Origin of the sequence: Burkholderia sp. AU45251 (assembly GCF_030482905.1) — a bacterium.
GTDB lineage: Bacteria > Pseudomonadota > Gammaproteobacteria > Burkholderiales > Burkholderiaceae > Burkholderia > Burkholderia aenigmatica.
Genome location: NZ_JAUJQH010000035.1, coordinates 1 through 12,761, shown reverse-complemented (window position 1 = coordinate 12,761; position 12,761 = coordinate 1). Strand labels below are relative to the sequence as shown.

12 protein-coding genes and 1 tRNA gene are annotated in these 12,761 nt (G+C 55.8%); 5 read left to right on the top strand and 8 right to left on the bottom strand.

The window, feature by feature from the left end; translation table 11 throughout:
• Positions 1-22: 22 nt before the first annotated feature.
• From QZM67_RS36215 to QZM67_RS36200, 4 genes are all read right to left on the bottom strand, one after another.
• The gene (locus QZM67_RS36215) at positions 23-769 is read right to left on the bottom strand and encodes a VWA domain-containing protein (RefSeq protein WP_175026217.1); all 747 of its coding nucleotides are present in this window, start codon (positions 767-769) and stop codon (positions 23-25) included.
• A 20-nt stretch (positions 770-789) separates the two neighbouring features.
• On the bottom strand, positions 790-1,884 hold the full coding sequence (locus QZM67_RS36210; RefSeq protein ID WP_301810832.1) for a toxic anion resistance protein: 1,095 nt from the start codon (positions 1,882-1,884) through the stop codon (positions 790-792).
• A gap of 353 nt (positions 1,885-2,237) precedes the next feature.
• A complete protein-coding gene (locus QZM67_RS36205) occupies positions 2,238-2,654 on the bottom strand; it encodes a hypothetical protein (protein ID WP_301810830.1) in 417 nt (138 codons plus the stop codon).
• Positions 2,655-2,699: 45 nt separating this feature from the next.
• Positions 2,700-3,329, bottom strand: coding sequence for a LysE family translocator (locus QZM67_RS36200; RefSeq protein WP_301810828.1), 630 nt, complete (start codon positions 3,327-3,329; stop codon positions 2,700-2,702).
• 186 nt (positions 3,330-3,515) lie between these two features.
• Here QZM67_RS36200 and QZM67_RS36195 point away from each other — a divergent pair.
• The 5 genes from QZM67_RS36195 to QZM67_RS36175 all read left to right on the top strand — a co-directional run bounded on the left by QZM67_RS36195 (position 3,516) and on the right by QZM67_RS36175 (position 6,956).
• Positions 3,516-3,606: transfer RNA gene (locus tag QZM67_RS36195), tRNA-Ser, on the top strand.
• Positions 3,607-3,827: 221 nt separating this feature from the next.
• On the top strand, positions 3,828-4,943 hold the full coding sequence (locus QZM67_RS36190; RefSeq protein ID WP_301810827.1) for a tyrosine-type recombinase/integrase: 1,116 nt from the start codon (positions 3,828-3,830) through the stop codon (positions 4,941-4,943).
• A 350-nt stretch (positions 4,944-5,293) separates the two neighbouring features.
• Positions 5,294-6,472 (top strand): plasmid recombination protein, encoded by a 1,179-nt coding sequence (locus tag QZM67_RS36185; RefSeq protein WP_301810825.1) that lies wholly within the window; start codon positions 5,294-5,296, stop codon positions 6,470-6,472.
• Positions 6,473-6,484: 12 nt separating this feature from the next.
• Complete coding sequence (locus tag QZM67_RS36180; protein WP_301810823.1) at positions 6,485-6,688, top strand: hypothetical protein; 204 nt, start codon at positions 6,485-6,487, stop codon at positions 6,686-6,688.
• Between the two features lie 16 nt (positions 6,689-6,704).
• Positions 6,705-6,956, top strand: a complete 252-nt coding sequence (locus QZM67_RS36175) for a hypothetical protein (RefSeq protein WP_301810820.1) — start codon at positions 6,705-6,707, stop codon at positions 6,954-6,956.
• A gap of 779 nt (positions 6,957-7,735) precedes the next feature.
• On the opposite strand, the gene QZM67_RS36170 is transcribed toward QZM67_RS36175, so the two are convergent.
• The 4 genes from QZM67_RS36170 to QZM67_RS36155 all read right to left on the bottom strand — a co-directional run bounded on the left by QZM67_RS36170 (position 7,736) and on the right by QZM67_RS36155 (position 12,533).
• A complete protein-coding gene (locus QZM67_RS36170) occupies positions 7,736-8,872 on the bottom strand; it encodes a hypothetical protein (RefSeq protein ID WP_301810819.1) in 1,137 nt (378 codons plus the stop codon).
• Positions 8,873-8,949: 77 nt separating this feature from the next.
• A complete protein-coding gene (locus tag QZM67_RS36165; RefSeq protein ID WP_301810817.1) occupies positions 8,950-9,771 on the bottom strand; it encodes a hypothetical protein in 822 nt (273 codons plus the stop codon).
• A gap of 398 nt (positions 9,772-10,169) precedes the next feature.
• Complete coding sequence (locus QZM67_RS36160; protein ID WP_301810815.1) at positions 10,170-12,185, bottom strand: sodium:solute symporter family protein; 2,016 nt, start codon at positions 12,183-12,185, stop codon at positions 10,170-10,172.
• 3 nt (positions 12,186-12,188) lie between these two features.
• Positions 12,189-12,533 carry a DUF4212 domain-containing protein gene (locus tag QZM67_RS36155; RefSeq protein WP_089450929.1) on the bottom strand — a complete coding sequence of 115 codons (345 nt, stop codon included), beginning with the start codon at positions 12,531-12,533 and terminating at the stop codon, positions 12,189-12,191.
• Between the last annotated feature and the right edge of the window lie 228 nt (positions 12,534-12,761).

Genomic DNA, 12,761 nt, shown 5'->3' with positions numbered 1-12,761 from the left:
ATAAAAGGCGTGCGGGCCGCGCTTACTTCGCGCGCACCCAGTCGCAGAATTCCTGCGTGATCAATTGTTCGTAGATCTGTTCGTCGCTGACGTCGAGCGATTCGAGATGCAGGAAGCCGACGTTCGGCATCTCGTCCGCGACTTCCGCGAGGAAGCCGAATTCGCTCGGCTCGCCGACGCCGACGAGCGACCAGTACAGCGGGTAGTGCTGCGACTCGGCCAGCAGCTGGCGCACGCGCTTGCGGTCGTTCTTCGGGTTCTGGCCGTCGGTGACGAACAGCACCCATGCGGGCAGATCACCGTTCACCGGTGCGGACGCGGCCGGCGCGGGCGTTTCGTCCGCACCGCCGAACAGCCGGCTCAGGAAGCCGCGCTTCTCTGCGCGCTTCGGCGACGGCTCCGGCGCGCGGAAGAAGAAATCGACGATGTCGTTCATCACCGGCGCGTACTGCGTGCCGCCCCACTTGTCGATCCGCGCTTCGAGCACGTAGTCGGAGATGTACGAGCCGTAGTTGTCCGGCGTCGCGGTCGGCAGGCGATCGTAGCCTTCGGTGAAGGTCCACGTGTCGACTTCGCCGTTGTCGTCGAACTTCAGTGCGATGCCGAGGATCCGGTCGTGCGTCTCCTGGATCACGCCCGACTGGTAGAGCGGCTTCGCGGATCCGGAGATGTCGAGCGCCGCGCCGACACGCACGACGGGCGGCTTCAGGATCTGGCGTTTTTCGAGGACGATCGCGACCTTCGCCGCGCGTTTCTCAAGCGTAATCATGCGGTGTTCTCTCGGTTCTTTCAGTTGTGCTTCGGAGCGAATCGGGTGATCAGGTCCTGTTCGAGCTGGCGCAGACGCGGCGCGTCCTGCTCGCGCTGGCGCTTGCCGTCGGCGATGATCTGCGTGATGTCGTCGAATGCGCCGAACAGCTGCTGCTGCGCGTATTCGAACGTGTCGGTCGAGATCACCGGACGCTGGCCAAGCTTCGCGACTTCCTGCGCGTTCTGGCGGTTCAGGTCGGCCTGCGCGCGGATCGCCTCGTCGGCCGCGTCATACGTCGCGTTCGCGAGCGCCGCGGCGCGCTTCGTGCTGAGCTGTTCGAGGTAGAGCGCGAACGCGTTGGTCCACGCGGGGATCAGCACGGTCTTGATCGTCATGAACTTCGACGTCAGCGTGCGTTTCTGGTCCTGCTCCATCCGGATCTGCGGCGCGAGCTGCTTCGACATCAGCATCGCGCGGTCGAGGTCGTCGAGCTTGCTTTCGAGCGCGTCGACCTTGCGCTTCACGTCGAGCAGGCGTTGCGCGGCGAACGCGTCGTCCGCCGGCTGCTGGCCGGCCTCGAGATGCGCGCGCAGCGTCGCGAGCGCCGTTTCGCCGTGCGCCTTCGACTGCGCGAGCTCCTGGTGCAACGCGTAGTTGTCGTTGTACATCCGCTCGAGTTCATCGATGCCGGCCTTCTGGCGCTGCGCATGGTTCTCGAGCTCGACGACGAGCGTGTCCATCCGCTTGCTCACCGACTCGTATTGCGACAGCAGCTTCTCCTTGGTCGAGCGGAACAGCCGCGTGACCTGCGTGAGCAGCCCGCCCTTGTCGGCGCCGCGCGGGTCGAGCCCCTTCGCGGTCGCGATCAGTTCGTTGAGCTTGTCGCCGAACTGGTCGGCATCCGACGCGCGGACGCTCGCGAGAATCTGCTGGGAGAAGGCGGCGATCCGCGTGCCCTGCGTCGCGCCGAGCTGGTCGATCTCGTCGACGGTGATCAGGCGGACGCTCTCCGCCGGGCGTGCTGCCGGCACGGCAACGGCGGCGGCGACAGGCACTGCGACGGGTGACGCAGACGGGGTGGAAGGACGATCGCTGACCGCATCGGAGTTCTTGTCATCGAATAGCGGCTTCATGTGGCTACCACGTTTCCTTTTCTGCTTTCTGCTGCGTGTTGTCATGCGCGCGAGGCGCGCATCCGCGATTGCCGCCGTGCTCTCTCACGGTCGGCAGACGGACAATAAATGCCTCGAGCGCCTTGCGTCAAGGGAAGGAATTCTTTCAATCACCATTCATTTTGTAATGTGGCAGGTGGATGCGATGCCCGACCGTCGCCGTTCTGGCCGACATGTGCGTTGGCTGCGCAAGATTTTGAGCCCGCCAAACTTACATGTCCGATCAATGCGAAAGAGAAATGAAACCGGCTGTTCTGGCGGGTTTCGGACGGCGCGCATGCGCGGACGAGACGTCCGCGAGCGCCGATTCCGCGTTACCGTTCCTGCACGCGACTCATGCCGAGCCGTGGCACGATGAACGGCACGGATCGGTCACGAATCGTGAAATCCCAGTGTCCGTCGATCCCCACGAACGTCGCACTGAAATGCCGGCCGTCGGTCCACGTGATGTCGTCCAGATGGCACGACGCATACATCGCGCCGACCGTGCGCTGCGCGAGCGCCTTGAATGGATTCTTCGACACGAGCGTGAACGTGACGGCCTCCTCGAACGGGCAGTCGTAGTCGGTGACGAGCAGATACGCGTCCGGCGTCTCGTACTGGCGAAGCAGCACATAGCCGGAAACAGTGAGGCCGGAACGTACGCCGTTCACGCGCACATGGGTGCGCGACGGCCACGTTTCGTACGGACCATCGTGCGTTTCGAGCGTGAAGCGCTCGATCGGCTTCATCGCCGCACCACTCGGCGGGAGGCGTGTTCCCGATGCATCGCCGCGTCAGTTCGCGGCCTTGCGATACAGCGCGACGTACCCCGCGAGCATCAGCAGCAGCGACCCGCTGACGCGGTTCAGCCACTTCTCTCCGGCCGCCTTCCAGACGCGCACCGAATGCACGCCGAGCAGTGCGTAGCCGGTCATCCCGACGACGTCGATCGCGACGATCGTCGCCGCGAGGATCGCGTACTGCGGCGCGATCGCATGCGACCGGTCGACGAACTGCGGCAGCAGCGCGGACATGAACAGGTAGTACTTCGGGTTGCTCATCGCGACGAAAAAGCTCTTCAGGAACGCGGTCCGGCGATCGGGTGTCGCGTGATCGAGCGCCTGCGCGGCGGCAGAACCGCCGGATGACAGCAGCATCCGCACGCCGACATAGGCGAGCCAAGCAGCGCCGGCCAGCTTCAGCGTGACGAATGCCGTTTCCGACGCGTCGAGCAGCACGCCGAGGCCGAACCCGACCAGCGCGATCATCACGACATCGGCCGTGACGGCGCCGAGCATGCCGACCATCGCGTGACGCAATCCGTACCGCGAGCCGTTGCTCATCGCGAGCAACACCGTCGGGCCCGGCGTCGCGACGCCGACGGACAGGATCAGGGCAAAAGCGAGCAAGGCAGACAGCGACATGGCGTGGCGTTCCCGTTGAATGAAGGGCTGGAAAATGCAAGCGGACGGGGCATGATCGCACGATGGCGCGACTGCCCGCTCGACGGTCGTCGGGCGGGCCGCCGACCTCGCGACCCGACCGATTTGCATGGATCGTCGGACGGAGTGGCGGACTGCCGCCAGAGTTTGCTATACTCTCGGTCTTCCGGAGAGATGGATGAGTGGTTTAAGTCGCACGCCTGGAAAGCGTGTATAGGTTAATCGCCTATCGGGGGTTCGAATCCCCCTCTCTCCGCCAGATCAGCTAAGTTGTTGATTTTTAATGGAAATCAGCATCCAATGGAATCGAGGTGGTAGCAACTTTGGTAGCAAACCAGAGTGCTCAACCTGCCGGTTTACCTACGTGGTAGCACCTACTACTTGCATACAAGGGTAGGTGCAATCCAGTTCAAAAAGTCCCTCCATACTAGTGACAAGCTCACTGCTATGATTAGAGCCAGTAAGTTACTGGGTCTAATCATGGAAATTGATCCTAAAAAAGTTAAAAAGTACGAGATTGATTTGGCTCGTGGTATTGCTAAGGCTGATGGTCCAGAAGACCATAAGCAGTTAATGGAAGCATTAGCATTACTAAAAAGTGGCAATCTTCCCCCTACCCCCAATCATGGGGGACCACTTGAAGTGGGTTTTGTCCCAAAAGACAAGGGACCTAAATTATTAGAAGTACTGGATAAACTGTTTTTGTTGAAAAAACAGCTTAAACCATCGACTAGACTAGCCTACACCAATGTAATCACTGAGTTCTGTGCTTACATCAAAAAAAGCCATATTGGGTTGATTCTTCCCACTGATGTGACCAAATATCAAGAGTATCTGGCTGAAAAAAATAAAAATACACCCAGAACCATTGATAATAAAATTGCCACAATCAGAACCCTCTACAATTTCGCCATTAAAATGGCTTATTTTGATGGCAAAAACCCTGCTGAGTTAAGGGCACTGGTAAGCACCAAAGATAAAAAGAAAGGTGGCTGGGCTGTATATACACTAGATGAGATTAAAAGACTTTATGCGCATAAAGTAATTAATCAGGAAAAGCAAGCTGATTCTGATTATTATTGGTGCATTCTGCTAGCTTTGTTTACTGGCTGTAGGATTAGTGAAATAACTGGACTAGATAAGTCCCAAATCATGAATGATGGGAAGCTAACCTACATTTATGTGACAGACAGCAAAACTGCTGCTGGTATTCGTGAAATTCCCATTTTACCTAAGCTAATGGCACTTGGTTTCGATGATTTTGTCAAGTCAAAATCTGGCAAGCTCTTTAAGTACCAAGAAAGATTAGGTAAAGGTTCAGGCAATGCAGTAAGCAAGAAATTCCTACGAACCAAAGTTGAGTTAGGAATTAATCGACCTAAGTTAGTGTTTCACTCACTTCGTAAATTTTTGAATAATTATCTAATGAACAACGATGTCTCATTAGAAATTCGTTGCCAGTTAATTGGACATGAGATTGAAAATGTAAATGTCCAAACTTACACTGAAACAATTCCACTTCAAAAAATAGCAAATACAATTTTTCCCTCACTGGAAAAATTAGCAAATGAGATTGAGCTAACCTATAAATTGTAAGCTCAATTATCAACCCTGCCAAAATGAAAAAGGTTAGCGATTAGCTAACCTTTTTTGTTTTGGTAGGTAGGTTTTGACTTGGCTGTTGATTTTGATTTTCTCTATTTCATCGCAGATGGAATAGAGCGAACGAGCAACCCCCTTGGGGGTTGCCATAGTGAGTAAGGGCAACCCTGCCCTTAACCTGGGTGAGAACAACCAAACCCCATCGAAAATTATATGGCAACCCCCAAAATACCCCCAAATAACCCAAGCCCACCAACAAAAAAACCCATCGATTAGATGGGTTGCTTTTTGCCATTTTCTCGTTATGATTTAAGTACCACCCCAAATAATAACAAGGAGAAAATATGGGAGTTACATATAACAGCATACGAGCAGAAAAAATAAAAAGCAAGAGTACCATTGAAAAAATTTGCAGGCACAATTTTAGAATTGGTAAACAGCCTGCCAATGTGAATTCACAAAAAAGCCATTTGAACAAAATAATCTTTAATTCACTAAATGCTGACACAAGCAAGGTTGGTGATTTCTGCGATAAATTAGATGAGTTTTATACCAGAAATGGAATTAAGGTTAAGGAATACAAAAAACGAAAATTAAAGCAAACCTTAGCGTTGGAATGGGTAGCTAGTGCTTCACATGATTTTTTTAAAAATATGACACTTTCCCAAGTGGAAGAGTGGGCTAGCAATTATCTGGATTACTTAAAAAATGAATTTGGTGACTGCGTAAAGATGGCAGCACTCCATTTAGATGAGCATACCCCTCACCTCCATGTGCTAATCACACCAGAAGAGCAAAAAACAGTTATTTACAAAAATAGAGATCCAAAAACTGGTGAGGTTAGGGAATACCCTAAAACAAGATGGGGTTTAAATGCTGATAGATGGGACCCTGAGTTTATGGAGCAAGTACAAACTCGTTCACATGAATGGATGAAAAGATATTACCCAAATCTTGAAAGAGGTGTTGCTGGTTCAACTCGTGAGCATGTTCACCAAAAAGAATTTTATGCCCAACAAGCTAAGGCAATGAAGACAACCAGCAATTTTGGTGAAATCACCCAAAAAGCCATTGATGGACTTAATGTTGTGAAGCTTCCATTTGCTGGTGAATATGTAAAACTTGATGAAGTTAAGAAAATAATCGAGGAGAAATTGGCACCTGCATACAATCGAGTTAAATTTATTGAAACAATGAAAAAATTCTCCCCCAATGCATTAACCTACAAGGCTATTAGGGATCGAAAGAAAAAACTTGATAATAAGGAGGACGCTTTAAAAGCAAGGGAAAGTACATTGGTTAAGGCTCAACACAATGTGCTCGATTCATTTAATAATCAACAAAAAATTGATTCTGGAAAGGATCAAATTATTCTTGACCAGTCAAAGCAAATTTTGAATTTGCTTGATACCCTTGATAAAGCTAACGAGAAGATAAGCTTACTCGAAAAAGTAATTGAAGGTCTGAAGGAAAAATTTATCCCAGGCTACAAAACAAAAAAATCACAAACCAGTAAAATTTAAGGAGTGTAGCCTATGTTTGAAAATAACCCAGCATACTTATTAGAAAAGGCTTTGATGGACGATTGGATTGCTCGTTGTAACGAGTTCGATCAACAAATGGAAGAATTAAATGACAGGTTAGATTTGACAGAAGATGAGAAATCATCTATTGCCAAATCTGAACTTGAGAAATTTAACGAAGAAATGTTAAGGCACCCCCTTCACAAAGACAGATAATTTTTTGTTAATTAATATGGTTGCAGTTAAAGTCACCCCTTCAATTCATGCTATGCATGATCGTATTGTCAAAGATTTGTTGAAAAAATTTGGCAAATTTTACCTAAATCACAAAGATGCTCAAAGTATCTTTGGTGTAAAAATGACAGACGAGGAATTTAATTCAATAGGAGTTAAAGGGATTCGAATTGGAGGTATCTTCATGGTTAATATTTACGTAATGGCGACAGTTTTCATGGCTGATATGAAAGTCACTGATAAAAATTGACTTAACATGATTAATTGAGTATAATAAAAAAGCCATCTGGCTAAAGATGGCTTAATGCTAATTATTTAATGAGACTATCAGCCGAAAGACTGAGGCACAATCCAAGTATTAGCAATGCCTGAAATGTGCGCTTTACAATAGGGAGAATTTGTTGTTTAGACATATTCTTTCTCCTTTATTGTTATGCACCTGTGATGTTCTACAGTGTGGGCTGTGTTATAACCATTGGAGCTACGGAATGTTGTCCACTGGTACTAATAATCGGTTCCCATTACTAGTAGAGCAATCGTAACAAAAAAAGCACCTTGTTCAGGTGCTTTTTTTATTTGTGGCGGAGAGAAAATTGTTGCTACCAAAGTTGCTACCAATGCGGTAACATATTTGGTAGCAGTTTTTTGGGGTAAATGTTGCTAACCCCTTGATTTTATTGAGTTTGTTTGGTGGAAAAAAACGTCCCCCTCTCTCCGCCAGGACACAAGCCCTGAAACCCGAGCCAGCCGAAGCCAGCGCTGCCAAGGATTTCAGGGCTTTCTCGTTTACGGGCGTCTCGCATCAGCGCGCCAGCGCATGACATTCCGGGCGGACGACCGACGCACTACGTACAACCGTGCGCCCTCCTCCCCTGAGACTCCACATCCGCCAATTCCGCAACCTGATTCCAGTGGATGCATGTTGGTCAGCAGAAGCGTTTCGTCCAGCCCGCCATGTGCGACGGGCCGGTGTGCTGCAAGAAGCGAGGGCACTGTCCCGTGCGCCTGGGCGCCGCCGACCGGACGAACTCAACGACGCACGGCGCTTTTGACCGACTCCGCCTTTTCGATCGCGCTTCGCGCTGAGTCGAGTTGCTCCAGTTCGGGCAGCTTGGCCGGCATCGCGCTCAGTTCGCTCCATTTGCTGGAGGGATCCGGCATGGTTGCCTGTTCGTAATTGAAAGCGATCGTCGCCACCCCCTCCGAAAAATTGTCATTTCCGCCAGGATTAAGCGTCACGCCATACTCGCCATTCGTCGGCTCGAGGTTTTTCAGACACTCCTTCTTTTCCGTATACGTCGTTTGCTTCCCCTTCGCGTGATATTCAATCGTGCAAGGCAAGCTGACCAGTTTCAGATCGCTCTGGTTATCGATGGTGTACCAGATGGCCGGGGGATACACGTCATTACCCTGATTCGAACACACGATATCCGTGCACGAGTCCCGGTTTTTCCTTCTCTCTTCGGTCTTGATCGAATATCCGACGTACGTGATCCGCGGGACAACCGTCTTCAACAATCGCAGCGCCTCTGCCCGCCTCTCCTTGTTGTCCTTGATCTCGGGCTCCATCGTGGCAAGCTTCTCCTTCAGCCGATCGATCTTGTCCTCGTTCAATCGAATGTAACGATTGGCTTCGCCCAGTACCACGTCCCGCGCCGTCGGTGATTTTCCGTAGCGACCGACAAAGGTCCGGACATCGAGATCGCTGACAGCCCAGTTGTAGGCCTCGACCTGCTCGGCAGTCATTTCCGACATCGCCTTGGTCAGCGACGCGTGATAGTTGACCTCGTCGAAGCCGTTACTGGCGTCCAGCTTGCGGTCGACGCCTTCGCCGCCCAGCGTCTTGAACAGCACGAAATGAACGACGAAGAGGCCGCCCACGGCAATCCAGAGATACCGAATCCGCTTCACTCGGCTGAGGTCGACACACTCCGGTGCGGCGGCCTGATACTCCTTCTTTGCAATCCTCATTGTCCGAAGCAGCAGGTAGAAAGCAAAGAGCGTGAGCAAAATGAACGCATATCCGCAGGCCTCACCCAGCCCTGGGTAATTCAACGACTTCAGAACGCGTTCCGCGATCAGTGCGCCAACGCCGGCGCACAGAAACATGACGCCGCGCTCGGCGTCACGATGACTTCCTACATATTCCTTCAGGGTTACGCTCATGCTGATTGTGGTCCGAAATATCAGATTGGCATGCCGGATCGGGGTGAGGATCCGGCGAAAAGTGGGTCAATCGCCCGTCAGAACGTGAGCGAGTTGATGTAGTGCATCTCGGTGATGGGCTCGACCTCGTTCGGCCCGATGCCATCGATGGCGGGCAGCAGGTTGTCATTGGCCGCGGTAGCCGGCTCGATGCGTGGACGAACGTCCTCGACGCCGAACAATCCATCGACCACGGCTACCGTGGACGTGATCGCGCCGGCAATACCCTTCGAAATGTTGTTCGTCGTCGAGAGCCAGGTCGGCTTGACACCGACACCGAGCGTGTAAGCCATCTCCGCAGCCATGCGTGCGCCGACGTCGCGGGCAAGGTCGTCCGCGGTTTCTCTGCCGCCGACGATGCTCTTCTTGCCGAGCGAAACCACTTTGCCCTCCAGCATGAACGACACGCCGAACGTATCCGCGCCGTACGGCAGCGAACGCGTGTACCACGAACGCACGTGGAACCAACGTACCTGGACGATCATCTCGCCGCGCGACTGGAAGTACTTGCCGTTACCTTCGTAGCCCTTGATCAAGGCGGCCACGGCTTTCTCGTAGTCGTCGCCCTGACAGTCGGCCGGGCACGGCAGCACCTTGAGCTTCGGCATGTAGCCGATGAACTCGCCTGCCTGACCCTTGACGCGACCGCTTTCGGACATCCCGCGCAGCAGGTCCTCGTTCACGATATCGGGCATGTTCGCGTTCGGCCTGAACAACGCCGGCTTCAGCGATGCCTTGGACAGATAAGCCTGCTTGAGGGGATTCATCTCCGTCGTCACGCCGTCGGGCAAACCAACCGCCTCCGTCTCCGTGCCCGCCTCTTCCGGTATTTGCTGTGCGACCGTGCCCAGGCTGATCAAGCCCAGAACCAGGCCGCTTATATGGCGTTTCATTACTGCGGCTTCCCCGTTTTTATTTATGTAGATCTTGTCGAATCCGGACCGTTGCCCGCCCCGTGTCGCCCTGGTCGACATCGACGCGGCGCACGAGAAATGCAAGCTCCTCGATTGTTATCGGCGGGAATATCGAAAGTCTTTAGAAAGTCGTTTGTCGGCGAAGGCAAGCCGGGCGGCGATCGCCGTGGCAGCGGGCGCCACCGTCGCGTGGCAGTTCTCGCGCGTAGCCTCGCTCTGCCAGAAACACCCGACCCGCTGATTTCTCCGTGAAATCAGCAGGTCTTCACATGATCTGCACGGGTCGGCCGCAATCGGCCGCAGCGTGAGGCGGGCCGTGCATCGGCCCCTCCCGCCTCCCCGCGTCACGGATGCCGGATGTAATCCACCAGCGCCAGCGTATATTCGTCCGGCCGCCGATCGCACAGACTCACCACGATCGCCACCGCAAACCCCGCCGGCACCCCGAACACCCCCGAACTGATCGGCTCGATCCCGAACCACGTGTGCCCCGCGAACCCCGTCAGCTGCGTGAAGTACGGATAGGTCGACACGATGTAGTACACGCACACCGCGAGCCCCGTCACCATCCCCGCGATCGCACCGCGCGTCGTCGTGCGCTTCCAGAACACGCCGAGCACGAGCACCGGAAAGAAGCTCGAGGCCGCCAGCGAGAACGCGGCGCCGACCAGAAACAGGATCTTCCCGGTATTGAGCGACGCGACATACGACGCGAACAGCGCGACGCCGAGCAGCAGCACCTTCGAGATCGTCACGCGCCGCTGGCTCGATGCGTCGGGCGCGACCATGCAGTAGTAGACGTCGTGCGACAGCGCGTTCGCGATCGTCAGCAGCAGCCCGTCCGCGGTCGACAGCGCCGCGGCAAGCGCACCGGCCGCGATCAGCCCCGACACGACATACGGCAGCCCGGCGATCTCCGGTGCGGCCAGCACGACCATGTCCGGCTGCATCTGGATTTCCGACCAGTGCACGATGCCGTCGCGAATCACTTCGACGACGCTGATCAGGTCGGGTTCGAAGTGATGCCATTGCGTGACCCACGCCGGCAATTCGGCGAACGGCCGCCCGACGAGGTTCGCGAGGATCTCGTACTTGATCAGCACCGCGAGCACCGGCACGCTCAGGTAGAACAGCGCGATGAAGAACAGGGTCCACCCGACCGAGCGCCGTGCCGACGCCACCGACGTGGTCGTGTTGTAGCGCGTCAGGATGTGCGGCAGGCTCGCGGTGCCGAGCGACAGGCACAGCAGCAGCGCGAGGAAATTCCGCTCGCGCGGCTTGCGTTCGTCTTCGCTCGCGGCGGGAAACGGCTCGTGCATCGGCACGGGCGGCTCGGCCCGGGCCAGCAGGTCGTCGCGCGCCTGCGTCCACGCAACACGCGCCGCCGCCGGATCGCGCGGGAAGTCGGCCAGCTCGCGCTCGCGCTGGCTGATCTCGCGCAGCGGTCCGTTGTGGCGCCGCAAGTCGGCAAGCTGGTCGGCGAGGTGCCGGCGTGCGTCCGCATAGGATGCCGGCAGCCGGTCCAGCCGCGTCTGGATATCCGCGGCTTGCCGGCGGTACGCGTCGCGCACCTGCTGCTCGTCGAACGCATCGCGCACCTGCGCCTCGCGCGCCGCGACGCGCTCCATCAGCTTGCCGTAATTGAACTGCGGCACGGGGCCGAGCCCGTTCTTCATCGCGATCAGCGACACCGGAATCAGGATCGCGCTGATCAGGATGATGTACTGCGCGACCTGCGTCCACGTGACCGCGCGCATCCCGCCGAGAAACGAGCACACGAGAATGCCCGCGAGTCCGCAGAAAATCCCGATCGCGAAATCGACGCCGATGAAGCGTGTCGCGATCAGGCCGATCCCCTGGATCTGCGCGACCAGATACACGAACGAACACAGGATCGCCGCGCCGGCCGCCAGCGCGCGCACGGCCGTACTCGAAAAGCGCGTCCCGAGAAAATCGGGAATCGTGTAGCGCGCGAGCTTGCGCACATACGGCGCGAGCAGGAACGCGACGAGGCAGAACCCGCCCGTCCAGCCCATCACGTACGCGAGCGCGTCGTAGCCGGTGGCGTAGAGCGATCCGGCCAGGCCGATGAACGACGCGGCCGACAGCCAGTCGGCCGCCGTCGCCATCCCGTTGAACGCGGACGGCACGCGCCGCCCGGCCACGTAGTACTCGACGAGATCGGACGTGCGCGACAGCAACCCGATCACCGCATACACGGCGATCGGCACGAACAGGAACACATAGCCGATCCAGACGCCGGAGCCGGTGGCGCGCTCGATCCGCCACATCAGCAGCACGAACCCGAGAAACCCCAGCGTGTAGAGCGCATACGCGCGAATCAGTCGACGCGTCAGCATGGATCAGCGCCCGCCGCGTGCGTTGACGGCAAGCGCCGCATGGTCGTCGTACGCGCGACGCAGCGTCCGGTCGGCACGTTGCATCAGCCCGATGTAGACGACGATCAGCACGAGATACACGAGAATCGCGCCCTGCGCGCCGACATAGAACGGCAGGCTGAACCCGGCGAAGCGGATACCCGCGAGCGCCGGTGCGAAGAACGGCACGATGAACGACACCGAAAAGCCGATCACCATCAGCACCGCGATCAACGCGACGTTGAAGCGCCAGTAGCGCGCATGGGCACGCGCGAGCGGCTCGGGAACGGGCGGTGGCGCGGCAGGCGCGGAACGGGTCGGAGCGGTCATGCCGTTATGTAACAAAAAGCCCCTGCGCGGGCAATCGGGATTGCCGCGCAGGGGCTCGTGCGCGTGATGCGCAACCGGTACGATCAGCGTACTTCGGCGAGCTGCTCGAGGATGGCCGGATTCTCGAGCGTGGACGTATCCTGCGTGATCGCCTCGCCCTTCGCGAGCGAGCGCAGCAGGCGACGCATGATCTTGCCCGAGCGCGTCTTCGGCAGGTTGTCGCCGAAG

What these genes read in the sequence shown, in the direction of transcription:
- QZM67_RS36215 (WP_175026217.1), bottom strand. Translation starts at nt 769, where the DNA reads ATGATTACGCTTGAGAAACGCGCGGCGAAGGTCGCGATCGTCCTCGAA.
- QZM67_RS36210 (WP_301810832.1), bottom strand. Translation starts at nt 1,884, where the DNA reads ATGAAGCCGCTATTCGATGACAAGAACTCCGATGCGGTCAGCGATCGT.
- QZM67_RS36205 (WP_301810830.1), bottom strand. Translation starts at nt 2,654, where the DNA reads ATGAAGCCGATCGAGCGCTTCACGCTCGAAACGCACGATGGTCCGTAC.
- QZM67_RS36200 (WP_301810828.1), bottom strand. Translation starts at nt 3,329, where the DNA reads ATGTCGCTGTCTGCCTTGCTCGCTTTTGCCCTGATCCTGTCCGTCGGC.
- QZM67_RS36190 (WP_301810827.1), top strand. Translation starts at nt 3,828, where the DNA reads ATGGAAATTGATCCTAAAAAAGTTAAAAAGTACGAGATTGATTTGGCT.
- QZM67_RS36185 (WP_301810825.1), top strand. Translation starts at nt 5,294, where the DNA reads ATGGGAGTTACATATAACAGCATACGAGCAGAAAAAATAAAAAGCAAG.
- QZM67_RS36180 (WP_301810823.1), top strand. Translation starts at nt 6,485, where the DNA reads ATGTTTGAAAATAACCCAGCATACTTATTAGAAAAGGCTTTGATGGAC.
- QZM67_RS36175 (WP_301810820.1), top strand. Translation starts at nt 6,705, where the DNA reads ATGGTTGCAGTTAAAGTCACCCCTTCAATTCATGCTATGCATGATCGT.
- QZM67_RS36170 (WP_301810819.1), bottom strand. Translation starts at nt 8,872, where the DNA reads ATGAGCGTAACCCTGAAGGAATATGTAGGAAGTCATCGTGACGCCGAG.
- QZM67_RS36160 (WP_301810815.1), bottom strand. Translation starts at nt 12,185, where the DNA reads ATGCTGACGCGTCGACTGATTCGCGCGTATGCGCTCTACACGCTGGGG.
- QZM67_RS36155 (WP_089450929.1), bottom strand. Translation starts at nt 12,533, where the DNA reads ATGACCGCTCCGACCCGTTCCGCGCCTGCCGCGCCACCGCCCGTTCCC.